Source organism: Candidatus Enterococcus testudinis (genome assembly GCF_002140915.1).
In the GTDB taxonomy this organism is placed as follows: domain Bacteria; phylum Bacillota; class Bacilli; order Lactobacillales; family Enterococcaceae; genus Enterococcus_D; species Enterococcus_D testudinis.
On record NZ_NGKU01000001.1, the window covers coordinates 2,297,432 to 2,324,379 of the forward strand.

Consider the following 26,948-nt stretch of genomic DNA (forward strand, 5'->3'; position numbering starts at 1 on the left):
AGTTCGCTAATTCGCTTGTTTCAATCGTTTGGTCAATTCGATGATTTCAATTGCAAGTTCAAGTTCCAATTGCTGATTTCCCTTTTGTCGGGCCTCTTGCTGCTGGATTCTTTTTTGATTGATTTCTTCAGCAATGCCCGATTTTTGGAAGACCTGCAGTATATCCTGAAATTCCTGATCAGTTCCTTCATCGGAAACGTTCAAATCTGCAATCTCTATCACCATGTTTTTCATTGTTGTTTCTTGTAAAAAATCTAAGAACTTTGCCAAGACAAACTGTTCTTCTGTTTCCATAAATGCATCAAATAATAGATACAATTGTTGGTATCGATCATGAATAAAGGAAATACCCGTCGTGCGAAACCGATGATTCAAGGTTTCATCATGAAATAAGCGGTAAAGCAACAATTCTTGTGCTTTTTCAACTTGTGTTTTGACTTGCTTGCGCGCCGGAGGTTGGAAAACCATCGTATCTGCAAGCGGCGGCTGGATCGGCTGGATCGGTTGAACCGGCTTTTCTTTGCGAGACTGTCGCAATTGCTGCTGCAACGTCTCCCGACTGATCTGAAACTCAGTCGACAATTGGGTCAAATAGCGATCTTGTTCCAATAATGAATCAACTTTTTGCAAGTCCTGTAATACGACCTGCACATAATCCAATTGTTCCTTTTCATTCGCCAAATTGCGATTGGTCCGATGATAATCCATTTTGAAGGCAAACACCGTTTCTTTGCCATGGACGGCCAATTTATATAATGCTTCCGGACCATATTTCCGCAAATACTCATCTGGGTCTAATCGTTCAGGTACTCGGACCACTGACATGCGTAAGCGACTATTGCTTTGCAGCAGATCAATCCCGCGATTGGTGGCTTCGACACCCGCTTGATCGCCGTCATAACATAATACGACTTCTTCTGCGGCCCGTTCAATTGCAGCAATCTGCTGATTTGTTAAACTAGTACCCATTGACGCAATCCCATTTTCAATGCCCGCTTGCCAGGCAGCGATCACGTCCATAAATCCCTCAAATAAAAAGACCTGCCCATCTTTTCTCATCACACGACGGGCCTTATCAAAGTTGAACAGGACTTCGCGTTTATTGAAAAGCGGTGTTTCCGGACTATTCAAATATTTGGGTTGATCTTGATCGCCCACTTTTTCACTGGCGAGCCAACGCCCCGAAAAGCCGATGGTTTTGCCTTGCGGATTGCGGATTGGAAACATGATTCGTTGATAGAATCGGTCAGCTAGAGAGCCATCATTTCGCTGAACGAATAATCCCGTATCAGGAAAAAAGTCAGCATTGGCCTTTTCGTTCAAAAAAACTTTTTCCAAAAAAGAGCGCTCGTTTGGTGCAAAGCCGATCTTGAATGTATCGATCAGCTCCATTGTTAGGCCACGCCCCAGCAAATAATCCAATGCTTCTTGCCCCGCAGCTGTATTGACCAGCATATGATGATAGACATCAAGGGCTTTTTCATGTAATGCAATCAACTGACTTGTTTGCGAGCTGTTGGCGTCTACCGTTTCTGCTTGTGCATAAGCCGGATCAAGAGGAATATCATTGAGCTCAGCTGTCTTGACCACGGCTTCTGGAAAACTGATACCTTCTAACTCCTGTAAGAAACCAAAGACATTGCCGCCACGTCCACAACCAAAACAATGAAAAATCTGTTTGTCTTCTGCAACAGAAAACGAGGGCGATTTTTCATTATGGAAAGGACATAAGCCAAAATAGTTTTTGCCTGATTTTTTTAGTTGTACATATTGACCAACAACATCTACAATATTGCTGCGTTCGCGGATATCATCAATCACAGTTTGAGGAATTCTTGCCATCCACTCACCTCCAAATTGGTAAGCATCCATATATAACTAGGTAAAAAATCGCACCAATAAACATTAGTGCGATAAATAATTAGACGGAATCACTCATACTGAGTTTACCATATCCATTTTAAATTTCAAGTATTTTCACTTTATTTTCATATCTATTTATCAACTAAATAAACCCGCCGTGGTTGTGACTTTCCACTGATTCATTTTCACGATATCGGCATAAAAAAGATTGCCGCCATTGTGGTATAGGTAACCCCCATTATAAAAGAACGACTGAATGCCCCAATAACGGTACGTTGTTTGGTCCTCATTGCCAAGTAATGGAGATAACACGTCTTTCGAGTAGGACTCAGCCAATTCTAACGTATTCACACCGCCATTTTTGGCTACATAATCAATATAATCTGTGCCAAAGTTATATGCTTGGACAGCTGTCCAGAGATCACAGCCTTGTGCATCGGCTTTCTCAATCAATTCTGCCAAATAGGCCACCCCTTGGGTAATACTGTCTTCAGGTGAATCGAATTGATTCTGTTGTCCATAGACACTTTCTGAACTCTGCATTGGATCATCGCCTTGTCCTTTTGATTCTGTCAGCATGATGGCTAATGCCAAAGAACTGTATGCAGAAATATCATTATCTGCAGCCTCTTGCGTAATCAACGATTCATACGTATAAACTTGCTTTAATGCTGTGTAGTTGCGATAGCCCCAAAAGAGTGCACCGCAAACCACAAGAATCAAGATTCCGGTGAATATCACTTTCAGGAAACGTCGAATTTTTCTCATCAAATACATCCCATCTATTTGTGATTCAGCATCTATCGTACTATGAATTTTTGCGAGTGACTAGCACTTTTTATTCTGCCCAAAATACTTAATAAAATCACAAGATTATTTAGAAAAAAACAAGACAATGTTTGCCTATCGAATGGCAGAAACCCTTCGCAATAAGAAACAGTGCTTCCAAAAAAACATGGAAGCACTGTATAAAACATTATTTTTCGATGGTTGTCACGATCCCCGAACCGACTGTACGACCACCTTCACGAATAGAAAACGTTGTACCGTTTTCGACAGCGATTGGATGGATCAACGCCACGTCGATGGTGACATTGTCCCCTGGCATAACCATTTCAGTTCCTACAGGGAGTGTAATATTTCCCGTCACATCAGTCGTCCGGAAATAAAATTGCGGACGGTATTGATTAAAGAATGGTGTATGACGTCCGCCTTCTTCTTTAGTCAAAACATATACTTCTGCTTGGAATGTTGTGTGGGGCGTAATTGAACCTGGTTTTGCCAACACTTGACCCCGTTCGATTTCATCACGGGTAATGCCCCGCAATAATACACCCACGTTGTCTCCAGCTTCACCAAAGTCCATTGTTTTGCGGAACATTTCCACACCCGTCACCACTGCACTTCGGGTTTCTGGTTTGATACCAATTATTTCGACTTCATCTCCAACTTTGACCGTACCACGATCGATACGTCCAGAAGCAACTGTCCCACGACCTGTGATGGAAAAGACATCTTCGATTGGCAAAAGCAATGGTTTGTCTGTGTCACGTTCAGGTGTTGGAATATAATCGTCGACTGTATCCATCAAGGTGAGGATGGCTTGTTCTGCAGCCGCATCTCCTTCAAGAGCTTTCAAAGCAGAACCTTTGATGACTGGAATATCATCACCTGGAAAATCATATTCAGAAAGCAATTCCCGAACTTCCATTTCTACAAGGTCAATCAATTCATCATCATCCACCAAGTCGATTTTATTCAAGAAAACAATCAGATGTTTGACACCCACTTGCCGTGACAAAAGTATATGCTCTCTGGTTTGCGGCATCGGACCATCCGTAGCGGATACTACCAAGATCGCGCCATCCATTTGGGCAGCACCAGTAATCATATTTTTCACATAATCCGCATGTCCCGGTGCATCAATATGGGCATAGTGTCTTTTTTCAGTTTCATATTCAACATGGGCAGTATTGATGGTGATCCCACGTTCTCGTTCCTCAGGAGCCGCGTCGATACTTGCATAATCTTGCGGATTGGCAAGTCCTTTCTTCCCAAGAACCGTTGTGATTGCAGCCGTCAATGTTGTTTTCCCGTGATCGACGTGTCCAATCGTGCCAATATTGACATGTGGTTTGGTCCGATCATAATGTTGTTTTGCCATAATTTCCCCTCCTAGAGAAATGAATCGAATAGAATCGATTCAACGATTTGCTTCTAAAAAGATAAACAATCTATTTACTTATCTTTTGTAAGTTTGAAGCTACCTTTATTATAGGTCAAAATTAGTCAAAATCAAGAAATGTGTCTCTCCTCTTAAACTCTAAGATTTCCTTTCATTTTTCTTAAGAATTGGACGTAGCCATCATTCTTGTGAATAATAGAAGCTGAGGTGAGTGTTCTTGAAAAAAATCATAGCCAGTCTTTTGACGGCAGCAATTTTTATTGGCGGTTGCCTATTCACATATCAGTATTATTATGGTGGCAGCGACTATTATACCCAAATCACAACTGCTGGCGACCACGATTCCGCAATCAGCAACGATGGGGTCGTAGAAAATATCTATCGGTATGAACAAACTGCGTATAATGCCCAAGGTGACAGTAAGGCAGTCACAATGGAAGAGTATCGGTCCACGCCTTTGAAGGAAGGCGCCTATTTGAAGCTAGTCGTCAATCCTAGTAAAGGTGTATTGCGCTGGGAAGAAATCGATAAGGAGCAAGTACCGCAACCCGCACTAACTGAAATGACTAAATAAAATCGTTTCTTACTAAAAAACTGTCCGTACAGATTTGTACGGACAGTTTTTTTACATACGATTGATGACTTCTTCAACGTTTTTGATGGTGACCGAAATCGTTCCATCTGGATTATTGATGAATTCAATTAGATTCGGATCACGATACACGTCTAGCGGCACAATCAATTCGATGCCATTAGACAGTTTCAATTTTTGCTTGCCGAATTTTTTCTCAGAAATTTCACGAACATCTCTTAACATCGGTGCTTGATCGACAAATCCTTTTTCCGCCACTTCTTCTTTGAAACTCATTTGAGCAGTGATATTGTCCTTGAAGACTTTCTCAGCGATTTCTTGGACATCGATATGACCAGATTCTTCGATCGTATCATAGACGGCTTCTTTCAAATCTGCCACCACGTGATAAGATGGTGTTTCAAACTTCTCACCGATTTTTTCAGCCACTTTTTTGATGACTTTGACATTTTCTTCCAAAGAAGGCAGTGGTTCAGTCTCGATGACTTTTGTCGAGAAGTACAATTGTTTTTCTCCAGAAAAGCTGTATTTTTTTTCAATCAATTCAAAGTTCAGAGTGTTGACATCAATGGTGATGCCTTCATCGGCTTTTTGGGTTTTGCCGGCCAATAACGCCCGATGAAGAATCAATGTGTTTTCGATCCCCGCTTCACCATTATCGATAAAATGGGTATAGCCATCTTGATAATTGACTTTCAAAAAAGCAACTTGTAGATTGGTATCTAATTCATACAAAACCACGAAAGCATCACTACTAGGGGCGTCCTCGCTTTCTTTGTAGGCCTCATACCACCGCTGCACGATACCTTCACTCGCAGTAATGAAATCATTTTCTGCAGTTTTGACCAACTGAGCGATTGCAGATGATTCAACTAATTTCCCAGTTTTCGTTTGCGGATTGGCCAGCTTTTGAATCTTTTTCGTCAAATAATCCCGCACATATTCAGTCGTTAAATCTAATTCAACTTGCGAAAATACCGGATCCCCTGTCTGCCGATCGACAATATGTAAAATTGCATGTTTCAAATATATATCCATTGTTTTCGCTCCTTATCCATTCGTCTAGTGTACAAAAAAAGCACCCACTCTGACAAGTAGATGCGCAAATAAAGTTTCTTCGATCCGGACAAAAGAAAGTTGCTTCCGTTGGAAAATGCCAGCAGCTCTGCTACACTAAAGTTACCAACAATATTAGGAGGGAAATCCATGAACAGCTATACATTATCGAACAATGTCACCATCCCCGAGTTAGGCTTTGGCACATGGCAAACACCAAATGGCGAGGTGGCTGTAGACTCAGTCAAAAAAGCGCTGGCTGCCGGTTATCGTCACATTGACACCGCCCAAGGGTACAAGAATGAAGCCAGTGTCGGACAAGCAATCAAAGAAAGCGGAATTCCGCGAGAAGAAATCTTTTTGACCACCAAATTATGGAATGGCAACCATTCTTACGATCTAGTGATGTCTTCTTTTGAAGAATCTTTAGAAAAATTACAAACAGATTATGTTGATTTGTTCTTGATCCATTGGCCAAATCCCGTTGCATTTCGTGAAAACTGGCAAACAGCCAATGCTGAATCTTGGCGTGCCTTCGAAGAGTTATACCAAGCAGGCAAGATCAAAGCGATTGGCGTCAGCAATTTCTTGCCGCATCACTTAGAAGAACTGAAGAAAACAGCCACTGTTTTCCCAATGGTCAATCAAATTTTCTTGGCCCCTGGTGAATTGCAGCCTGAAGTGGTTCAATACTGTCAAGACCACAATGTTTTATTGGAAGCCTATAGCCCTTTAGGTACGGGTAAAATCTTTGATGTGCCGGAAATGAAAGAACTCGCTGCAAAATACGACAAAACAATTGCCCAAATCGCTTTGCGCTGGTCCTTGCAACACGGCTTCTTGCCTTTACCAAAATCTGTTACACCAAGCCGCATCGAAGAAAACTTAGCCGTTTTTGACTTTGAATTGTCCGCCGATGACATCGAAACGATCGATCAATTAGATGGTGTCGTGGGTAAAGCTTCGAATCCAGATACCACAGGCTTCTAAAGCAAGCCAAAAGGAGTACTTATGACGATACGAGATTTAGATGCGTTACCACAAGCAGTCAAACAAACATTTGATCCAGATTTCGTTTTTCTGATCGCTGCTGATAAGATTCAACACTTTCCTGCCAGACAATGGTCAGAGACAGCTTATCAGCAGATGCTGGAGGAAAAATTAGGCTCTTCCTACGACTTATTCATCTGGCAAGAGATGCTTGTGGCACGAGGGGCAACTGATTTACTGGTCCTCATGCCCAAATATCATGACTTAGAAGCATTCGCCAAAACACCTCATCAGTTGAACTGATGAGGTGTTTTTTGATAGATGAAATAAAAGTTTTTTGATTTTTTCATGATAATCTCTGTTCATTTGCATCAATTTTCCTTATAATCGATAGTGATCGAGAGGAGAAGATTATGAAAAAGAAACAATTAGCTAAATTGAAACAACAATTCCGTCCGTCTTATGAAACGGCACGTCAACAACTATTTGCTGCTATCGAGGCAAAAACGGCGGCCAACCATGACTTGCCAACAACTGTCTATATCAACCCAAAAAACCAAGACGAACTGTTGATTGAGTTATTGAAAGAAACCCAGAAAGAACAAAAAATCGCCGTTCCTTTAGACGAAAATTTTAAAATCGTAGTCAAACGGATCCAACGTCAAGAAGCTGGTTTATTGGATCGTTTTAGTGATAACTTAGTGGATGAGATTGCAGCTTATTGGTTGCAAGTTACCCCACAACCTGCTGTTGAGACGAAATCAACGCCAGAAGAGGATTCATCTGATGCACCTGCTGCTGATGATGCAGCAACTGCTGAAAAAGCAATGACCAATGAATCTGCAGCACCTCAACAAAGTACAGTAGCAGGATTGTCCTTTACTGATTTTGCTGACAAAATTGCGGCTTTCCCTAAATTTAGTGTGGAAAGAACAGACGACGAAACAACGGTCGTTGAACAAACACCGAAAGAACAACGGATTTTGGCAACAATTTCTGAAGGTGAAGCAAATCAATTTGACATCACGAGTGCTTTGGAACGTAAATATAAAATCAAATTAGACGTGATTCCCTTGATTGAAGCATACGCTGCTACTGCGTTGAATCAACGATAATCATCTTGATCAAACAACCCCCGAGCCAGATTTGGTTTGGGGGTTGTTTGTATGGTTTATTTTCGTAACTGTTCCAGAATGGTCAACGCTTTGGCTTGATCCATTTTCTCACTAGCTAATGCTTGCGCCACTGCATCGATCTCAGCACCAGCAGCACCAACAGCGATGGCCAAGGCTCTCGCTTGCATGCGCATATGCCCTTGTTGGATCCCTTCTGAGACCAACGCCCGTAAGGCAGCCAAATTTTGCACCAAGCCGACAGCGGCGGCTAACGATGCCAATTCAGCAGCGGACTGAACGTTGGTCAATGCCAAGGCTGCGGCAGCTTTTGGTAAAATGCGAGTGGCGCCTCCAACTGTTGCAATCGCTAATGGCAAGGTGATTTCCCCCACCAAATGTGTATCTTCCATGCGCCAGGTAGCCAAGCCACGGGTCTGACCATTTCTTGACGCATAGGTGTGACAAGCTGCAGAAACTGCTCTGGTGTCATTTCCAGTAGCCAAAATCAAAGCTTCGACACCATTCATAATACCTTTGTTATGGGTGGCAGCCCGATACGGATCAAGCTGCGCAAAATCTGACGCGTGACAAATGTTTGCTGCAACCTCTGCACCGTTTCCAGTTTTAGACAAAACCGAGAAAGGCACTGCACATGTTGCTGTCACCAATGATTCTGTGGCAAAGTTGCTCAAAATACTAAACAACACGTCTACATCAGGAAACCATTCGCGTATTTTTTTCGTCACACCTTCTAAAATCGTATTGATGATGTTGGCGCCCATGGCATCTTTGACATCGACCAATAAATCAATGGAGAGATAATTGGTGTTAAGACTGGAATCGGCTGCGTCAAAGGAGCGCACCTCGATACGTCGTAAGCCGCCCCCACGTTTATAAATCGACGGATAGCTTTCTTCTGCCGCTGTAAAGATGGCTGCTTCAGCTTGATGGATTTGCGCAATGACAGCATCGCTATCTTGGATAGCCATGAGGACGATTTGACCGCGAAGCAACCGTTCTGTTGCCGTCGTTTTGATCCCCCCTGCCATCTTAGCACCATTGCTCATTGCAGCGATCACCGAGGGTTCTTCGGTAGCCAAAGGGACTGTATACGCTTTGCTATCAACCGTCAGCCCTATACCCGCACCTAAAGGAATTTCTACTTCACTGATTTGATTTTCAATCAAATGATTGGCAATATCTTCGTTTAAAGCCATTGTCTTGAAAACTGCTTGTTCTTCTGGTGTGATCAGTTGGTGATCAACCAATTGTGCCAATCGTTCATCAGGACTTAGCGCATAAAACTTGGCTTTTTTTTTTACTTGCTCTGTTTCTGACTGTCCTTCAATAGCTGGATTTTCTAACAACATGGCCAAGCCAAGGCCACCGCCGACACATAGTGACGCCACACCCCATTTTTGTTGGGTATCTTGTAATTGGTAAGCCAATGTCGTTGCAATCCGCGCACCCGTCGCCCCAATCGCATGACCAAGGGATATCCCGCCGCCATAGCGATTGACTTTTTTCGGATCTAGCCCTAACTCTCTTTCCACCACGATCGAAGAAGCAGCAAAGGCTTCATTGATCTCAAAAATCGCGATATCGTCGATTGAAACCTGTTGTTCTTTCAGTAATTTGCTGATTGCTTTGATTGGGGAAATACCCATAATTTCTGGATCATAGCCAACTTCCACAATGCCCTTGACTACAGCAAGATAAGGAATTTGGTGTGCCTCGCAATAGGATTTGGAGGCAAGCAACACCATCGCTGCCCCATCGTTGATAGTTGACGCATTGCCGGCTGTGACCGTGCCATTTTCTTTGAAGACGGTTTTTAATGAAGCCAATTGGTCAATGGTCGTCCCAGGACGAATCCCTTCATCTTGATCAACTATCCGCTCACTGTTCGTCAAAGAAACAATTTCTTTGGCAAATTGCTTGTTTTTTTGTGCAGCAACTGCTTTCATTTGTGAAGCATAGGCATACGCATCCTGTTCTTCACGGGATACACCATATCTTTCTGCAACATTCTCGGCAGTCAGTCCCATTGGTTGACTGCTGAAGGCATCGGTCAAGCCATCGTGCATCATGGTCGATACAGGTTTTGAATATTGATCCTCCGCTTTATTATAAAAACTAAACAACGGTGCATTCGTCATACTTTCGATCCCGCCGGTCAATACAACGGTTGCTTTGTTCAATTGGATCTGTTCCATTCCCATCAAAATAGCTTTCATACCTGACCCACAGACCTCATTGATCGTTGACGCCGGTATCTCAGCAGATAATCCACTCTTTAAGGCGACTTGTCTGCCAGGGTTTTGTCCATTTCCAGCTTGCAGGACATTGCCGATGACCACTTGATTGATTTCTTCTTGCAACCCTTGATTGCGTGCTAAAATTGCTTTTGCTGCAGCAGTTCCCAATTCAACCGCTGAATATTCTTTTAATGACCCATGGTATTTGCCAATTGGCGTTCTGATTGCGTCGATTATGACAACTTCTTCCACGTACGTCACCTCCTCTTGCAATATATCATTAAATGCTCCAAAAAAGAATACCTCAGACAGCATCATGCAGGCATTTTTTGATTCTTTAATAAAGTTTAAATTCTAATCAATTCTTTTTTTATTTTTTCACAAAATGTGATAACTTAAAGAGAGTGAGAAAAATAACGCGAAGTACATAAAGGAGCGTCAAGATGAACGTTGGTATAGATAAAATTAATTTTTTTGTTCCACCTCATTATATAGATATGGTTGATTTGGCTCATGCCCGGGGAGTTGATCCAAATAAATTTACGATTGGTATCGGTCAAGACCAAATGGCTGTCAGTAAAGTGACACAAGATATCGTGACGTTTGCCATGCATGCAGCGAAACCTATGCTGACAAAAGAAGATTTAGCTGCGGTGGATATGGTGATCGTGGGGACGGAAACCGGTATTGATGAATCAAAAGCCTCTGCAGTTGTCTTGCATCGACTATTGGGGGTCCAACCTTTTGCTCGTTCATTTGAGATCAAAGAGGCTTGTTATGGCGCAACAGCTGGCGTCCAATTCGCAAAAAATCATATCCAGGCTAACCCAGATAGCAAAGTATTGGTCGTTGCTTCTGACATTGCCCGTTATGGTTTAGCCTCAGGCGGTGAACCGACTCAAGGAGCAGGCGCCGTAGCATTATTGATCACAGCAGAACCACGTATTTTAGCCTTTGACAATGACAATGTGATGCTGACGCAAGATATTTATGATTTTTGGCGTCCAGTCGGTCACCAATACCCTGTGGTAGACGGTCATCTATCAAATGAAGTCTATATCAATTCTTTCAAGCAAGTCTGGCAAGAAAGCTGTCGTAGACACCAGCGAACTGCCGCTGATTATGCCGCCATTTGTTTTCATATTCCTTATACAAAAATGGGCAAAAAAGCTTTATTGGCGGGCTTTGAAACGGAAGATCAAGTACAACAAGAACGTCTATTGACACGTTACGAGGAATCGATCACCTATAGTCGCCGTGTAGGTAACTTATATACGGGTTCCCTATATTTGGGCCTGATATCATTGATTGAAAATGCCACAACGCTAAGTGAAGGAGACCGCATCGGTCTTTTCAGTTATGGATCAGGTGCAGTTGCCGAATTCTTTAGCGGACGATTGGTTGAGGGCTATCAGCAGCAACTGAACAAAAAAAGCCATGAGGCATTATTAGATGCCCGGCAAAAATTATCTATTGAAGCCTATGAACAACTGTTTGAAGAAAAGATCGACATCGATACAAACAAAACTTTCACCGATGATTTATTGTATAGTATCCATGAAATCAAAGATACGATTCGTTATTATAAGGACGGAAATGAATAATTATTGATTAAACCTTGATTTCCAACAAGTCTACCCTACTTGTTGGATCAAGGTTTTTTTTATTGATTTCGCTATACATGGACCGCTTCCATAACAATAAAAAAGGAATCTTGTTATTCCAAAATATTCAGATAATTGCTTTTTTCCGTTGACAGCCCTCTTTTTTTTGACTATACTATAAACAATTCAAGTTTGGAGGAACAAACGATGTTATTATCAACAAGTACCCCACAACTGAATAGTTTTTACTTTAGCTACTTTAGATAGTTTGTATTCATATTCATTATGGATGCAAACCACAAAACGAGTTTTGTTTGTATCTATGATGGCTAAAGCATTTTACCTTGAACTTGCAGCCATGTAGAAATTCTTCTAAATGGTTGCCATGAATGTCATTTCAATTGGTATTTTATTCATCCATTTAGACGATTGTCTGAATGGATTTTTTTGTTCAGGTCACACAAAAAGAAAAAAGGATATTTTAGGAGGAATCATCATGAACATGAAGAAGTGGATCACATCAGGAATTTTAGCAGCGAGCGTCCTTGCATTGGCAGCTTGCGGCGATAGCAGCAACGAGTCAGCAGATAACGACAATATGAAAACCGTCGGCGTACTGCAATTGGTCGAGCATGGCTCATTAGATGCCGCGTATGAAGGATTCAAAGAAGGATTGGCAGACTCTGGTTACACTGAAGGCGAGAATATCACATTCGACTATCAAAATGCCCAAAATAGTCAAGACAATCTAAAAAGTATGAGCGAAAAATTGCTAAAAGGCAATCCTGATTTGTTATTAGGTATTGCAACGCCAGCCGCTGTTTCTTTGGCCAATGAAACAACGGATGTGCCTATCATCGTCACAGCTGTAACTGATTTGGTTGAAGCAAAATTAGCAGATTCAAATGAAGCCCCAGGCCGCAATATCACTGGTACTTCAGATATGGTACCTATCGAACAACAAATCGCTCTTTTATTGAGTATCGTACCCGACGCCAAAACCATTGGTGTGATGTATAACGCTGGTGAAGCCAATTCTAAGATCCAAGCAGATCTTGCTGAAGCTGCATTGAAAGAAGCAGGCGTTGATGTGAAAGTATTGACTGCCAACACCACCAATGATGTGCAACAAGTCACGACAAGTTTAGCCAAAGATGTGGATGGAATCTATGTACCGACAGACAATACCTTCGCATCTGCTGCTGCCATCGTGGGTGAAGTAGCAAAAGAAACCAAAACACCCATCGTTGCAGGTTCCGTTGACCAAGTCAATGACGGTGCTCTAGCAACTTACGGTATCGATTATAAATCATTAGGTATCCAAACCGGAAAATTAGCAGCGAAAATTTTAGACGGCGATGCAGAACCTGCCACGACTGCAGTTGAAACAGCAGAAAACTTAGAATTGGTCATCAATGAAGATATGGCTGAAGCGTTAGGTATTGATCCATCAAGTATTGTCGCACCTGAATAACAAAAATTAAATCATAGATTTGAGGAAACAATATGAATTTATTCAACACACTCTTGGTCTTATTACAATCTGCCACTTCTCAAGGTGTCCTTTGGGCACTATTGGCGATTGGCGTTTATCTGACCTTTCGCATTTTGGATATTGCTGATTTGACTGCCGAGGGAAGTTTTCCCTTAGGAGCAGGAATTGCTGCTATTACGATTACCAATGGGTTCTCCCCTATCGTTGCAAGTCTATTCGGCTTTTGCGGCGGACTACTGGCTGGACTTGTATCTGGCTTGCTGCACACGAAATTAAAAATCCCCGCACTGTTAGCTGGGATCATCACAATGACCGGCCTTTACTCCATCACGAATCGCGTGATGGGCGCGCCTAATATTGCTTTATTGGGACAAGATACAGTCTTTACAACGTTTCAAGAAATGGGCTTAGCCAAAAATAATGCGGTCATCATCGCAGGTTTTCTCTTTGCTGCTATTGTGATTCTCTTGTTGTTTCTTTTTTTCAGAACAGAAATCGGCTTGGCATTGCGTGCCACTGGTGATAACTTAGCGATGAGCGAAGCCAACGGCATCAACACCGACAATATGAAAATCATTGGTTACATGATTTCGAATGGTTGTATTGCCCTTTCCGGCGCATTGTTGGCGCAAAACAACGGGTTTGCAGACTTGAATTCTGGTATCGGTACAATCGTCATAGGTCTCGCCTCTATCATTATCGCAGAAGTACTATTTGCCAATAAATCTTTATTGGTTCGTTTGATCACGATCGTGATTGGCGCCATCGTCTACCGTTTCATTTTGGCAGTTGTCTTTGAATTCAATGTTGAAGCCAATGATATCAAATTGGCATCAGCAATCGTATTGGTGATTTGTCTGTCATTGCCTCAATTACGAAATAAATTAGGCTTACAAAAATTGGGACTCAAAACAAAAGGAGGCCAATCATGACAAATCCAGTGTTAACGATTGAGCAATTGCATCAAACATTCGAAAAAGGAACGATCAATGAAAATCATGTCTTAAAAGGCATCGACTTGAAGATGAACCAAGGTGATTTCATTACGATCATCGGCGGCAACGGTGCTGGGAAATCCACCCTATTGAATAGTATCGCTGGCACGATTCCAACTACTCAAGGTCGCATCACATTAGACAGCAAAGACATCACTCGTCTGTCCGTGACGAAACGATCGAAAGCCATCAGTCGGGTCTTTCAAGATCCGCGGATGGGGACCGCTGTTCGGTTGACCGTTGAAGAAAATCTGGCTCTTGCATACAAACGAGGCCAAGCCCGCGGATTCTCAACAGGTGTCAAAAGTAAAAATCGGCCCTTCTTCCAAGAAAAATTAGCTAGCCTAAATCTTGGACTGGAAAATCGTCTGACAACAGAAATCGGTCTGCTATCTGGTGGTCAACGACAAGCCATTACGTTATTGATGGCCACCCTGCAACAACCAAAATTGATTCTGCTTGATGAACATACGGCAGCTCTTGATCCGCAAACCTCATTGACCGTTATGGCATTGACTGACCAATTGATCCGGACCCAGCAATTGACGGCATTTATGGTCACCCACGATATGGAAGATGCCATTCGATATGGCAATCGGCTGATCATGCTCCATCAGGGCAAAATCGTTGTCGACATTGATGGCGAACAAAAACAACACTTAACGGTACCAGAATTAATGGATATGTTCCATCAAAATAGTGGTGCTGAATTAAAAGATGATCAACTACTATTGAAAGCCTAATATAAAAGACGCGTTGCCGACCGGAATCATGGTTGGCAGCGCGTCTTTTATGTTTTAGGTTGTAGATTATGCTTGATCTGCTTCATTTTCAGCAATGATGTCAGTGACTTTCATTAAGCGGGTCAACGTTGCCCGCTCATCTTCCGCCAAATTGCTTTCGATATATTGGATCGTTTCCGTTAATTTAGGAATCGTCATATATTCCAGCGCATTCACGCGGCGTCTCGTTCGTTCGATCTCATTTGCCATCAATTGACATGTTTTCTCGATTTCAGCCAATTGGAGCATCACTGGCAACATTTGATCTAAGTGGGACAAAGACAAGTCCAGCTCACTCGTGGTACTAGCAAAGCCATAGGAAAAGTCATCATCTGTACTTTCTTCTTCATAGACTGCATTCAACACAGGCACATCCATATTCATAATCGTTCGACTTTGAATATCTAGTGTCACTTTGTTCAACGGAATCATAAAGGCCTCTTGCAACACCACATCTGGAATACTGCTGGAAGCCAGAACATATTCAGCCATCCCGGCTTGTAGCGCTGTTTCCATTTTTTTCCGCAGTTCTTGATTTTTTTTGACTAGCTGGATGAATTGGCGCACCAATTCATCTTGCTTGTCTTTTAGTAATTTGTGTCCTCGCGTTGCGGTCGTTAGTCGTTTTTTTAAACGACTTAGCTCCATACGCGTAGGATTGACATTCAGAATCGCCATTAAGCATTCACATCCTCAGAGGTTGGATAATAGGCGTCGATATATTCTTCTTTGATACGGCTCAATTCTTGTTTCGGTAAAGTTGCCAAGAGTTTCCAGCCTAAATCTAACGTTTCTTCAATCGTTCGATTGGTTTCAAACCCTTGATTGACATATTCTTTTTCGAAAAGATCAGCGAAACGGGCATACTTCTTATCCATATCAGATAAAGCTGATTCTCCAAGTACGATCGATAATTCTTTCGCTGCTTTTCCATCAGAATAGGCAGCATATATTTGGTTCATCGTTGCTGCATGGTCACCACGGGTCTTGCCTTCACCAGTCCCTTTGTCTTTCAACCTAGATAAACTTGGCAAAATATCGACTGGCGGGTTGATATTTCGCTTATAGAGATCACGAGATAAAATGATTTGTCCTTCCGTGATATAACCAGTCAAATCAGGGATTGGATGGGTCTTATCCCCATCAGGCATGGTCAGGATCGGAATCTGGGTGACAGATCCCTCCTTCCCGGTCAAACGACCTGCTCGCTCATACAGTGTCGCCAAATTGGTATACAGATAACCTGGATAACCACGACGACCTGGAACTTCTCTGCGGGCAGCAGAAATCTCCCGCAAGGCTTCACAATAGTTCGTCATATCCGTCATGATCACCAATACGTGCATGCCTTTTTCAAAGGCCAAATATTCAGCAGCAGTCAGTGCCATTTTCGGTGTAGCGATCCGTTCGATGGCGGGATCATTGGCGAGGTTCATAAACAAAACAGAACGGTCCAATGCGCCGGTTTTTCGAAATTCATCTACGAAAAATTCCGCTTCTTCAAAGGGGATCCCAATGGCAGCAAAGACAATCGCAAAATTACCTTCTTGACTTGGCACCGTTGCTTGCCGAGCAATTTGCGCAGCGATTTCTTTATGGGGCAGACCTGAAGCTGAAAAGATCGGCAGCTTTTGTCCCCGCACCAAGGTATTCAGATGATCAATGGTTGAAATCCCTGTTTGAATAAATTCATCTGGGAAGTCGCGGGCCATTGGATTGATGGCTTCCCCATTCACATCTAATCGTTTTTCTGGTAAAATTCTCGGCCCATTGTCTTTTGGTTTGCCAATTCCGTCAAACACCCGTCCAAGCATATCCAAAGACACGCCTAATGTTAACCCATTTCCCAAAAAGCGAACTTTGCTTTCTTCAGCACTTAGATTACTGGTTCCTTCAAAAATCTGAACAACGGCTTTATCATCACTGACTTCTAATACTTGTCCCTGACGGATTTCCCCTGAGTCCATTCGTACTTCAACAAGTTCATCAAATTTGACGCCTTTGACATTTTCGACCACCATCAAAGGACCAGCGATTTCGGAAACTGAACGATATTCTTTTAACATCAATGAACACCTCCAGTTTCAATGATTTTTTGCATGATTTCTTTGATGTCATGTTTGACTTCATCTATTCGATTCAATTCTTCTTCAGGTACATATTTGCTGCGGGCGATCCGCTCACGCAAATCAACCGTTCCTTTGATGATCTCATCAAGGTATGCCCCTAATTGAAGGGCGCGTTTGGCTTGCGTATCAAACAACAGGATATTTTCCAACATTTTAAATTGTTTGGTTCTAGATGTATATGTATCAACATCGTCAAAGGCATTTTGCTGTAAATAATCTTGCCTTAAAGAGCGGGCGGTCATCATGGTCAAGCGGTCTTTTTGTGAAAGAGAATCCATCCCTACCAATTGAACGATTTCATCTAAACGACTTTCCTCTTGCAGAATGGACATCGCCTCATTGACTAATTCAGACCAGCGGCTGCTCAACAATTGATTGAGATAGGTATTGATCTGATCTTCATATAATGAATAAGAATTCATCCAGTTAATCGATGGAAAATGACGTTTTTGCGCCAATGTACTATCCAAAGCCCAGAAAACTTTGACGATGCGCAATGTATTTTGTGTCACAGGTTCAGAAATATCTCCGCCTGCTGGTGAAACAGCGCCAATCGCGGTGATACTGCCTTGACGAGGTGTCGTGCCCAATGTTTGGAAACGTCCAGCCCGTTCGTAGTATTCAGCAATTCGACTGCCTAAGTACGCCGGATAGCCTTCATCACCAGGGATTTCCTGCAATCGCCCACTCATTTCTCGCAAGGCTTCTGCCCAACGTGATGTGGAGTCGGCCATAATCGCGACACTGTAGCCCATATCCCGATAATATTCGGCAATCGTGATCCCCGTGTAAATTGATGCTTCTCTGGCTGCCACAGGCATGTTTGATGTATTGGCGATCAGTACCGTCCGTTCCATGATCGACTCTCCCGTATTCGGGTCGATCAACTCAGGAAATTCATTCATGACATCTCGCATTTCATTGCCACGTTCACCACAACCCACATAAACAACGATATCTACATCAGACCATTTCGCAATCTGATGCTGCACGACTGTTTTACCTGCGCCAAAAGGTCCAGGTACAGCTGCTGATCCGCCTTTTGCAACAGGGAAAAACGTATCGATGACTCTTTGTCCCGTGACGAGAGGCTCCCCAGGATTGAGTTTTGTCGATACTGGCCGCGGTTTTCGCACGGGCCATTTTTGAACCATTGTTAAAGGCATTTCGCCTTCTGGTGTATCCAATCGGCAGATCACTTCAGTAATCGCGAAGTTCCCCACCATGACTTCGTTGACCGTGCCGCTTATACCAGGTGGAACCATGATTCGATGCTCAATCACAGATGTTTCTTGCACCAATCCGAGTATATCTCCCCCTTGCACTGCATCACCGACTTGGACTTGTGGAACAAAGGTCCATTTCTTTTGTCGATTCAGCGGATCGATAGTTACGCCACGTTCCAGAAAATCACTTTCTGTTTGACTCATAAATGTATCCAATGGTCGTTGGATACCATCAAACATTTGCGCCAATAACCCTGGCGCCAACTCTACAGACAATGGCGCACCGGTTGTCTCAACTGGTTCACCGGGACCGATTCCTGCGGTTTCTTCATACACCTGGATAGAAACAAGTCCTTTTTTGATTTCAATGATCTCTCCGATCAGACCTTTATCACTGACTTTGCATATTTCATGGATTTTTGCTCCGCTTAATCCTGAGGCGGTGACCAATGGTCCCGAAACTTTTTCAATAGTGCCAAATGCCACATTCATTCCTCCTAGCTGGCTAGCTGGTCTGTCAGGAATCTAAAATATTCATTCCTACAGCCTTTTCTACATTTTGCTGAATCCTTGCCATACCGATTCCTAAGCTGCCAGTACTGCTGGGGATCGGAATGATTGCTGGCGTTGGCAATTCTTCATAACGGCGAACGATCGATTCTAATTGCTCAATCAACCGCTCGGTCAAAAAAATCACGCCATAATCATCAGCCATTGCTTCTAATTGTTGGGCAGCTTGTTGCAGATCATCTACTGGATAAATATCGATGCCAAGTCCTTTGAACGGCAGGATCGAATTTTTACCACCCATCATAGCGATTTTCTTATTCATAACTATCACGCACCCGACTTCTTAAAATCTCTTCAGGTACTTTGTTGATTTTGCCAATCAAGAGAATCCGCAGATTCTTGCTCTCGATTTCTTTGGCATACAGATAACCAATCAAAGCCGCTGGCCCAAAGGGAACGATTTTTTGTTCTTTCAGTTTTCCCATCAAAAAATTGTCTTTGCGCAAGTCAAAGGTATTCAATGTTTTCTTTTCAATCAACTCTTCATAGCTTGCATTGATCAATTTTTTATACGGCGTATTTTGTAAATAAGCGACAAATGCCTCTAAAGACGTAGTGATTTCAGTCAATAATTCACTGGCAGGCAAAGTCCCGTTATCAGCCAACACCGCACTGATAAACCCACGTTTGCGCTTCATAGCATAACTCCTTAAAACCGTGGAAATATTAAAGATATCGATTTGTCTTTGGATCAGCTTTTGCAGCGTTTCATCATCATAGTCCTTGCCTAATGACCATAGCTGCGCCCAATAATGGTTATCGAAAATAATATCGATCGACTGGACTTCATGATAGTTTTCAATATAAGAAAAAACTTCTTCGATACAAGCGACCATTTCTGGTGCAACTTGGTTGCTTTTTCTTGTGGCCACTAAGTCCTTTAAGACTGACAATGGTTGTGTGCCGATCGGTACCAAAAATGAAGAAAAATCGGTTTGCATGTAACTGGCTTTAACCAGCACTTTTAAGTTCTGGTAGTCATATTTCAATGCAAAATAGTCAATGATCCTACGATCTGGTGCCAATTGATACATGGTTTCATAGACACGCTTTAATTCTGCGGTCAATACTTGTTCAAAATCATGGACACGATCATCCTCATTGATAAAATCACCATAGACGGTTTCTTGCAGCATTCCATAGATTTCCTCAGCAGCATTCGCACTCAACATCCGCTCGTAACGGGTTCGATCAAACAACTGAGACTCATAGGTTCGAATCCGTGTATTGAGGGTGTTGTATTTGATGTCATTCATCTTCATCCACCTACTTACTGTTCAAAAATCATTTGCAGTAATGTATTGCTCAATTCTTCTTTGTTGGCATCAAGTAATGCGTCAAAAGTAAAGTTCATTTCAATCGCCCCTTGCCGCAGCAAAAAGCCGCCTTTTCGGGGAATTTGCTTTGATGAAACCTGCAACTGGCTGTCGCTAAGATTTGCTTTCAGATTTGAAACGGCAGTAGCATCTAAAAGACTCGCTGTTTTTTCACCTAAGACAAGTTCGATCTCTCCAGTTAGATTGGCTTGTTTCAAGCCACTTTCCACAAAACGAACAAATCCTGCTGCGTCGATTTGATTTAGTCGTTCCAATGCTTCTGCAAACAACTCATCTAAGACCGCCTGTTTGGCTGACAACACTTTGTTTCGCGATTGGATATGCACATCAGAAATTTCTAAGAACATCGCTGCTCGCTTTTCTTTCTCATAAAAAGCCAGTCTATCCGCCATCTCCTGTTCCATTTGACCGCGGCGAATCCGTTCTTGCTGCTCATTTTCTTTCTTTGCTTCTTTGATTTGCAGTTGATACTTTTTCTCGGCATCCGCTTTTATTTTATCCGTCAATTTTGTAATATCAGACATTCATTTTCCCTCCTCTTAATTTAAGACAAGCAAGAAGGAAATAACGAACCCTAAAATACAATACGTTTCCATCATCGCCACAAAGATAATCCCTTTGGTCACGTGTTCTGGTTTCTTAGCCAAAATCTGCATTGCTGCACTAGCTGCTCTTCCCTGCCATTTCCCTGCTACGATGGCAGTCAATGCAATTGGTAATGAAGCAATAAACAAGTATAATCCTCTTTCAAAAGCCATACCGCCACTGATCTGTCCAAAGATCATAAAGGAAATAACGAATCCGTATAATCCCTGTGTACTTGAAAGCAATTCTAAAATCAATGCTTGCCCAAACTTTTCTGGTTGTTCTGCAATCAATCCTGCCGCTGACTCACTGGTCATTCCGACACCGATCGTTGAACCAATCCCGCCGCAAATTGTAGCCGTTGCTACACCTAAGGCTGCAAAGACGATGCCGCCATACTCATAAAAGAAACTAATCCAATTTTCCATTCTTTTCCTCCTGTATCTCATGTTCTGAGACAACTTCTACATATTTTTCATTTGATTTAAAGGGATCGAAGGCACGTCCGCCTCCGGTAAAAAACTTGCCAAAATACTCTAAATACTGTAAGCGAATACCGTGAACGTAGGCACTTAGATAGCTCAAAAAGATATTTAAGCCATGCAATGCTACGAACAACAAGATGCCGACAGTAAAGCGTGCTGGTACAGGTAAATAGCTAATGATCAAGTTGAAAGCCGAAGCAATACTACCGCCAGCCACACCTAATGCCATCAGACGCGTATAACTAATCAAATCGCCGACATAGTTGGTGACATCCATTAAGCTATACAAACCAGTACCGATTTTGCCAGCCAAGGTTTTGCCTTCAAAACTGCCACCGATCACGACTGCCACTAAACTCGCAGTCAATAAGACCAAGCCGACTGTTTGCATCGGGGTATTCGGGAAAAGCATCATGCCTAAAGCGACAAAGACCACACTGACAAGAAAGACCATCCATGATCCAGCTTGGAACAATGCTTCTAATTTTTGATCTTTCTTTTTCCACAATACGTAAAATTTCAATGCCAAACCAAACATGATTTGAATATAACCAAAGATCACGGACAGCACCAAAATCTGGTTGACATCATCTTGGGCAGATAACAATTGGAATGAAAATTCAAATCCAAAGAAGTTGCCATAGATCAAGCCCCAGATAATCGTCGGAATGGAACACAATTGGAACAACGTCAAATTCTCGGAAAGGCCTTTGCTTAAATGAAAGACACGCTTACCAATCACTGTCGCCAAGAACAAAAGCAACCCATAACCAAAATCAGCAACCATCATCCCGAATGCCACCATATAAAATGGTGCCATAAATGGTGTCGGATCCAACTCATCATATTGCGGCAAGCTGTACATCCGAACAAGTCCTTCAAAAGGTTTGACCCAACGTGCATTTTCCAGTAATATCGGCACGTCTGCCACTTCTTTTTCTGTCACTTCTTGGTATTCGAGGTAATAGTTTTCATTGGTGCCCTTCTTTATTCGTGCTTCCAAAGATTTGACCGCATCTACAGGGATCCAGCCGGAAATTGAAACAGCATGGGTTGAGCGCAAGAGCAGTTCATTGCTTTTTGCCCGCTTGATGGCACCATCTAAATATTCAGCCACGATATTTAATTGTGCTTGCTCTGAAACCATTGCCTGTAATGTAGATTTGATGGTTTTTTCTTCATCGATCAATGTGTGGGATTTGTTTTTTAACGTCGCCAAGTCCTCTTCGGGGATTCCTGCGTATGGGTAAATATACTGTTCGAAAGCCGCTTTTTTCAAAAGGCTATTGGCTTTGTCTTTGATATCTTTATGAAAAAGAACCAAGATATAAGCTGTTGATTGAGACTGATAGATCGTTTCGACATAGAGCAGCGGTATGTTTTCACTTTCTTGAAGAAACGCGTCCACCTCAGTATTTGGGATCATTCCTAGTTGTCCGCCAGCCTTTTGTAAGTCATTCAGCACGCTGGGCCGTTCTTTAAAATACTTCCAAATCGACAACTCTGCTTCTTGTGCCAATACATCTCTTTTTTCTTGATCAATCAATCGAAGACGTTTGTCATGTTTACGAAGGGTTTGGCAAAGTTCTTGCCAAGGATAGGTGTGGGCGACATGCGCCAATTCTTGAATGGTATATTGTTTGATAGGCTGACGCAGTTTAGTCAGCATACTTTGTTTTGGTACATACTCTTCGATAAATTGTAAAGCCCAGTTGACTTGGCCAAACTGATTTTCTAGTTCTTCTGCTTGTTCCTCGCGTATAGCGGTCAATACACCCGTTGTTTCTTCAGCAGCATAATACTTCTCTGAAGCGAGCAATTCTACGCCTTGAAAGTCTTGCAGCTGTGATAACACAGCTTCTTTCTGTTCGTAAAAGGTCAACAGACTGAACTTTTGCATTTTTGCAATTGCCATTTATGTCACAACCTTATTTATTATTATTGCTAATGCTTCTTCTTTCAATGATTCGGGCACTGAACGGAGGGTTTGCACTTCCGCTTGTGTTTTTTCCATCAATGGTTCTTTCGACTGCATCAGTTCTGCAGCAATCTTTTCTTTGATCTGTGCTTTATCCTGTGCTTCTTTTTGGGCTAACTCCTCTTGAAAAGACTCCAATCGAAGCGCTCTTTCCTCAGCTAATTGTTTTTTATCCGCTTCCGCTTCTTTATTTTTCGCTTCTGCAAACTGTTCGGCTTCTTGTAATAAGCGAATTGCATCGACTGCCATTTTCTCACCTGCTTTCTCTTTTTCCCCACAAAAAAAACCACTACAAATCATGCATGTGGCATTCGCTGATCGTAGGGTGTCAAAAATCAATAAGTGGCAAATACCTTCACCTATTCACGTTTTCTAATATAAACGTACCATAGATTTCTTATCAGAACAAGGTTTACTCTGTTTTTTTATAGTCTTTACATATAAAAGTCACAAAAACTACACAAATTCACGCAAAGTAATCCTTTTCAATTCAAAAGGGAGGTTTTTAATAAAAAATAAGAAAGATGAGAAAAGCCGCAACCTTTCAAATCTTTCTTTTATTTTTTTCTATGCAATTTCTTAGCTATTGATTTTTGCAGATCATTAAAGTGTAGGTTTAAATAACAGACAATTCAAACCTCTCGTACAAATGGCATACTCATACAACGGGGGCCGCCACGTCCTCTCACCAATTCACTGCCAGGCACTTCATTCAGTTTGACTCCTGCTGACTTTAGCAGCTGATTGGTCACAATATTCCGGTCATAGACGACAACTTCTCCGGGTGCGATCGCCAGTGTGTTTGACCCATCATTCCATTGTTCTCTAGCAGCTGCAGTTAGATCATCCCCTCCGCAGCGAATCAACGCAACTTCTGGCAAATCTAAATAACGACACAAGATATTCTCCAAAGTATCTCGCTCCTCAAAAATTTGGACGCCACCTTGATGTTTGCTAATCGAGTAGACTGAAAGCTCCCCTTCTATTTCGGGATGAATCGTGAATTTATCGACATCCACCATTGTAAAAACTGTATCCAAATGCATGAATTTGCGCTCTTCGCCAATATTGAAAGCCAAAATATGTTCGAAACTTGGTTCCGTGTCAAAAATGGTCTGGGCTATTTTTTCAATTGAAGCCACTTCCGTCCGTTGAGAAATCCCGATAGCCACCAACTTATCCGATAAAATCAATTGATCGCCTCCCTCAATACGGGTCGTGTCATCACGATGATACAAGAAATTGGTTTGATTTTCTGCAAATAGTGGATGGTGATGAAAAATTTGATTGCCGTAGAGGGTTTCTCTTCTACGTGTGGGTGCGTACATACGGTTCATCGACACACTATTGCCAATCGTAGCAAAAGGATCCCGGGTAAAATAAAGATTGGGCATCGGATCGATTAGAAATGGATAGGATTCTTCAACAAGAGAAGTAAGAGAAGTTAAATTCAAGCGTGGCGGAATTGTTAGCTCATTCTTTTTCAGCCCAGCCATCGTATGATCGATCAATACCCGAGGATCTTTGATCGACATAAAGAAATCAAAGACTTCTTTACGCATAAAATCTTCTTGGATCATCGCTTCGTCCAAATAGCTATTCAAAAACATTTCCTTCGCTTCAGATGAGACCAATGTTTCTGCGGCCAAATCTTCTAAATATAAAACCTGAACGTCATTCTTTCTCAATGTATCTGCAAAGAAATCATGTTCCTTTTGTGCTTGTTGTAAAAAAGGAATATCGTCAAATAAAAATCGATCCAGATAGTCAGGCATCAAATTCTCAAGTTCCACTCCTGGTCGATGCAACATCACTGTTTTCAATCGACCAATTTCAGAAAACAGTTGGATAGGTTTGGTCATTTTATTCGCTCCTTTGATAGAATAACTGAAAATGCTCCATTCGATGATCAGATTCATAATAAATATGCATATTTGAAATCGATTCTTGTCATTTATTCGCTTTGTGCTCATAATCAAAATAAATACCTTATATTCAATCAAAACAACAAAATAAAAAAACAACATTTTAATTTCATATTCACGTATAAACTCTTATTCCAAGCTATCATTCATTGTATATCTTTAATAAAAGAACAGCAAGTTTGATGAATCAGCCAGATCTGAATCATTGTTGACAGCAGATATCACGAATAAAACTTTTGAACAATTTTTCTATTTTTGCAACATTTAAAGCATTTTATTGATAGCGCTAACAACGACTGCTAGTTTTGGTATCATAAACCTATCAACTATCTTTCCTATGAGGTGAACAAATGGTGAAGAAACAAACACAGATGTACTATGGTGCGGATTACAATCCTGAACAATGGTCGAAAGAGATCATTTTAGAAGATATGGCTTTGATGAAGGAAGTTGGCGTCAATTATGTCAGTATCAATATCTTTGGTTGGGTATCGATCCAACCGAATGAAACCACATTCGACTTTACATTTCTTGACTGGCTGATTGATTTATTACATGAAAACAACATCATGATCGACTTGGCAAATGGCACTGCTTCCCCACCAGCCTGGTTGGTCAATAAATATCCAGATATGATGCCTATGACTGTTCACGGCAATCGTTTGGTCCATGGTTCCCGCCAACATTATTGTCCAACTTCAGAGATCTATCGCCGCTACGCTGCCACGTTGTCCACTGCAGTAGCCAAAAGGTATCATCAGCATCCAGCCATTGTCATGTGGCATATCAATAATGAGTATACTTGCCACATCCACGAATGCTATTGTGATCGTTGTCGCTCAAGGTTTCAACAATGGCTCCAGGATAAGTATCAGACGATCGACGAATTGAATCGTGCATGGTCGACAACCTTTTGGAGTCAGAGCTATGGTGATTGGCATGAAATCTATCTGCCTGAACAAATGCCAACCTTCAAAAATCCTGCCCAACAACTGGATTATCGCCGCTTTATTTCAGCAATGAATCTTGAAATCTATCAAATCGAAAAAGAAGCGATTGCAGCTTACTCAAGGGATATCCCTTTTATGACAAATCTCATGGGGCTGCACAAATATGTTAACGGCTTTCAATGGGCTCCTGAAATGGATGTTGTAAGTTGGAACAGTTATCCAAATCCATTTTCCGACATGCCCTACCCGCAATTTCTTGCCAACGATCTGACCCGCAGTTTGAAGAAAAAACCATTTTTGATCATGGAACAAGCACCTAGTGCCGTAAACTGGCGCGCAGTCAACGGTGCCAAAAAAGCCGGCCAAATGCGCTTATGGAGTTATGAAGCGATTGCCCATGGTGCAGACGGAATCATGTTCTTTCAGTGGCGTCAATCACGAGGTGGTGCTGAAAAATTTCATAGCGCTGTCGTTCCCCACGGTCAACCGAGCGAAAGTCGTGTGTTCAAAGAAAGCTGTCAGTTGGGCAATGAGCTAAAGGAATTACAAGCGATTGTCGGCACATCATTCATAGCTGATATAGCGGTCGTTTTTGATTGGGAGAACTGGTGGGCGCTGGAATTGGACGCAAAACCCCGCACCTTGAAATATATTCATCAGTTAAGCCGATTATATGAAGCTTTGAGAGGTTTAAATCTAGCTGTCGACTTTGTACACCCAGATGAAGATATCAGCGCCTATCCCTTTGTCATTGCGCCAAACCTCTATTCCACTCACGCATCCTTCGGTGATAAAATCAAAGACTACGTTGCAGGAGGCGGTATTTTC

The 26,948-nt window shown here is 42.1% G+C and carries 24 protein-coding genes (1 of these 24 cut by a window edge); 9 read left to right on the forward strand and 15 right to left on the reverse strand.

Features of this window, described 5'->3' with window-relative positions; all coding sequences use genetic code 11:
* Positions 1-6: 6 nt before the first annotated feature.
* The 3 genes from dnaG to tuf all read right to left on the reverse strand — a co-directional run bounded on the left by dnaG (position 7) and on the right by tuf (position 4,027).
* Entirely contained in the window at positions 7-1,842 is a 1,836-nt protein-coding gene (gene dnaG, locus A5886_RS11095; RefSeq protein WP_086275202.1) for a DNA primase, read from the reverse strand.
* Positions 1,843-2,001: 159 nt separating this feature from the next.
* Positions 2,002-2,631 (reverse strand): lysozyme family protein, encoded by a 630-nt coding sequence (locus A5886_RS11100; RefSeq protein ID WP_086275203.1) that lies wholly within the window; start codon positions 2,629-2,631, stop codon positions 2,002-2,004.
* Positions 2,632-2,839: 208 nt separating this feature from the next.
* On the reverse strand, positions 2,840-4,027 hold the full coding sequence (gene tuf, locus A5886_RS11105) for an elongation factor Tu (RefSeq protein WP_086275204.1): 1,188 nt from the start codon (positions 4,025-4,027) through the stop codon (positions 2,840-2,842).
* A gap of 238 nt (positions 4,028-4,265) precedes the next feature.
* Between tuf and A5886_RS11110 the strand changes: the two genes are divergently transcribed.
* Positions 4,266-4,622 carry a YxeA family protein gene (locus tag A5886_RS11110; protein ID WP_086276044.1) on the forward strand — a complete coding sequence of 119 codons (357 nt, stop codon included), beginning with the start codon at positions 4,266-4,268 and terminating at the stop codon, positions 4,620-4,622.
* A gap of 51 nt (positions 4,623-4,673) precedes the next feature.
* Here the strand turns inward: A5886_RS11110 and A5886_RS11115 are convergent, their stop codons facing one another.
* Positions 4,674-5,678: a nucleoid-associated protein gene (locus A5886_RS11115; protein WP_086275205.1), complete on the reverse strand. Its 1,005-nt coding sequence runs from the start codon at positions 5,676-5,678 to the stop codon at positions 4,674-4,676.
* 168 nt (positions 5,679-5,846) lie between these two features.
* Between A5886_RS11115 and A5886_RS11120 the strand changes: the two genes are divergently transcribed.
* From A5886_RS11120 to A5886_RS11130, 3 genes are all read left to right on the forward strand, one after another.
* Positions 5,847-6,686, forward strand: coding sequence for an aldo/keto reductase (locus A5886_RS11120; RefSeq protein ID WP_086275206.1), 840 nt, complete (start codon positions 5,847-5,849; stop codon positions 6,684-6,686).
* A 21-nt stretch (positions 6,687-6,707) separates the two neighbouring features.
* Entirely contained in the window at positions 6,708-6,989 is a 282-nt protein-coding gene (locus tag A5886_RS11125) for a hypothetical protein (protein ID WP_086275207.1), read from the forward strand.
* A gap of 110 nt (positions 6,990-7,099) precedes the next feature.
* Complete coding sequence (locus A5886_RS11130) at positions 7,100-7,801, forward strand: hypothetical protein (protein ID WP_086275208.1); 702 nt, start codon at positions 7,100-7,102, stop codon at positions 7,799-7,801.
* Positions 7,802-7,857: 56 nt separating this feature from the next.
* Here the strand turns inward: A5886_RS11130 and A5886_RS11135 are convergent, their stop codons facing one another.
* Entirely contained in the window at positions 7,858-10,311 is a 2,454-nt protein-coding gene (locus tag A5886_RS11135) for a hydroxymethylglutaryl-CoA reductase, degradative (RefSeq protein ID WP_086275209.1), read from the reverse strand.
* Between the two features lie 191 nt (positions 10,312-10,502).
* Here A5886_RS11135 and A5886_RS11140 point away from each other — a divergent pair, with 191 nt between their 5' ends.
* From A5886_RS11140 to A5886_RS11155, 4 genes are all read left to right on the forward strand, one after another.
* Positions 10,503-11,663 carry a hydroxymethylglutaryl-CoA synthase gene (locus A5886_RS11140; RefSeq protein WP_086275210.1) on the forward strand — a complete coding sequence of 387 codons (1,161 nt, stop codon included), beginning with the start codon at positions 10,503-10,505 and terminating at the stop codon, positions 11,661-11,663.
* 496 nt (positions 11,664-12,159) lie between these two features.
* Entirely contained in the window at positions 12,160-13,137 is a 978-nt protein-coding gene (locus A5886_RS11145; protein WP_086275211.1) for an ABC transporter substrate-binding protein, read from the forward strand.
* 32 nt (positions 13,138-13,169) lie between these two features.
* Complete coding sequence (locus A5886_RS11150; protein ID WP_086275212.1) at positions 13,170-14,090, forward strand: ABC transporter permease; 921 nt, start codon at positions 13,170-13,172, stop codon at positions 14,088-14,090.
* Complete coding sequence (locus A5886_RS11155) at positions 14,087-14,896, forward strand: ABC transporter ATP-binding protein (RefSeq protein ID WP_086275213.1); 810 nt, start codon at positions 14,087-14,089, stop codon at positions 14,894-14,896. The genes A5886_RS11150 and A5886_RS11155 overlap by 4 nt, the downstream gene beginning before the upstream one ends.
* Before the next feature lie 66 nt (positions 14,897-14,962).
* Here the strand turns inward: A5886_RS11155 and A5886_RS11160 are convergent, their stop codons facing one another.
* The 10 genes from A5886_RS11160 to arcA all read right to left on the reverse strand — a co-directional run bounded on the left by A5886_RS11160 (position 14,963) and on the right by arcA (position 25,107).
* A complete protein-coding gene (locus tag A5886_RS11160; protein WP_086275214.1) occupies positions 14,963-15,613 on the reverse strand; it encodes a V-type ATP synthase subunit D in 651 nt (216 codons plus the stop codon).
* Complete coding sequence (locus A5886_RS11165; RefSeq protein WP_086275215.1) at positions 15,613-17,001, reverse strand: V-type ATP synthase subunit B; 1,389 nt, start codon at positions 16,999-17,001, stop codon at positions 15,613-15,615. The genes A5886_RS11160 and A5886_RS11165 overlap by 1 nt, the downstream gene beginning before the upstream one ends.
* On the reverse strand, positions 17,001-18,776 hold the full coding sequence (locus A5886_RS11170; protein WP_086275216.1) for a V-type ATP synthase subunit A: 1,776 nt from the start codon (positions 18,774-18,776) through the stop codon (positions 17,001-17,003). The genes A5886_RS11165 and A5886_RS11170 overlap by 1 nt, the downstream gene beginning before the upstream one ends.
* A gap of 31 nt (positions 18,777-18,807) precedes the next feature.
* The gene (locus tag A5886_RS11175) at positions 18,808-19,122 is read right to left on the reverse strand and encodes a V-type ATP synthase subunit F (RefSeq protein ID WP_086275217.1); all 315 of its coding nucleotides are present in this window, start codon (positions 19,120-19,122) and stop codon (positions 18,808-18,810) included.
* Complete coding sequence (locus A5886_RS11180) at positions 19,115-20,116, reverse strand: V-type ATP synthase subunit C (RefSeq protein ID WP_086275218.1); 1,002 nt, start codon at positions 20,114-20,116, stop codon at positions 19,115-19,117. The genes A5886_RS11175 and A5886_RS11180 overlap by 8 nt, the downstream gene beginning before the upstream one ends.
* A gap of 14 nt (positions 20,117-20,130) precedes the next feature.
* Positions 20,131-20,721, reverse strand: coding sequence for a V-type ATP synthase subunit E (locus tag A5886_RS11185; protein ID WP_086275219.1), 591 nt, complete (start codon positions 20,719-20,721; stop codon positions 20,131-20,133).
* Between the two features lie 15 nt (positions 20,722-20,736).
* Positions 20,737-21,210 (reverse strand): V-type ATP synthase subunit K, encoded by a 474-nt coding sequence (locus A5886_RS11190; RefSeq protein WP_086275220.1) that lies wholly within the window; start codon positions 21,208-21,210, stop codon positions 20,737-20,739.
* Positions 21,194-23,182, reverse strand: a complete 1,989-nt coding sequence (locus tag A5886_RS11195; protein WP_086275221.1) for a V-type ATP synthase subunit I — start codon at positions 23,180-23,182, stop codon at positions 21,194-21,196. Before A5886_RS11195 ends, A5886_RS11190 begins: the two co-directional genes overlap by 17 nt.
* Positions 23,183-23,494, reverse strand: coding sequence for a hypothetical protein (locus tag A5886_RS11200; RefSeq protein ID WP_179190030.1), 312 nt, complete (start codon positions 23,492-23,494; stop codon positions 23,183-23,185).
* 383 nt (positions 23,495-23,877) lie between these two features.
* Positions 23,878-25,107 (reverse strand): arginine deiminase, encoded by a 1,230-nt coding sequence (gene arcA / locus A5886_RS11205; protein WP_086275223.1) that lies wholly within the window; start codon positions 25,105-25,107, stop codon positions 23,878-23,880.
* Positions 25,108-25,523: 416 nt separating this feature from the next.
* Here arcA and A5886_RS11210 point away from each other — a divergent pair, with 416 nt between their 5' ends.
* On the forward strand, positions 25,524-26,948 hold the 5' portion of the coding sequence (locus A5886_RS11210; protein WP_086276045.1) for a beta-galactosidase. 588 nt of this gene lie beyond the right edge of the window; 1,425 of the gene's 2,013 nt are visible here — the first part of the coding sequence; the start codon lies at positions 25,524-25,526; its stop codon lies off the right edge, out of view.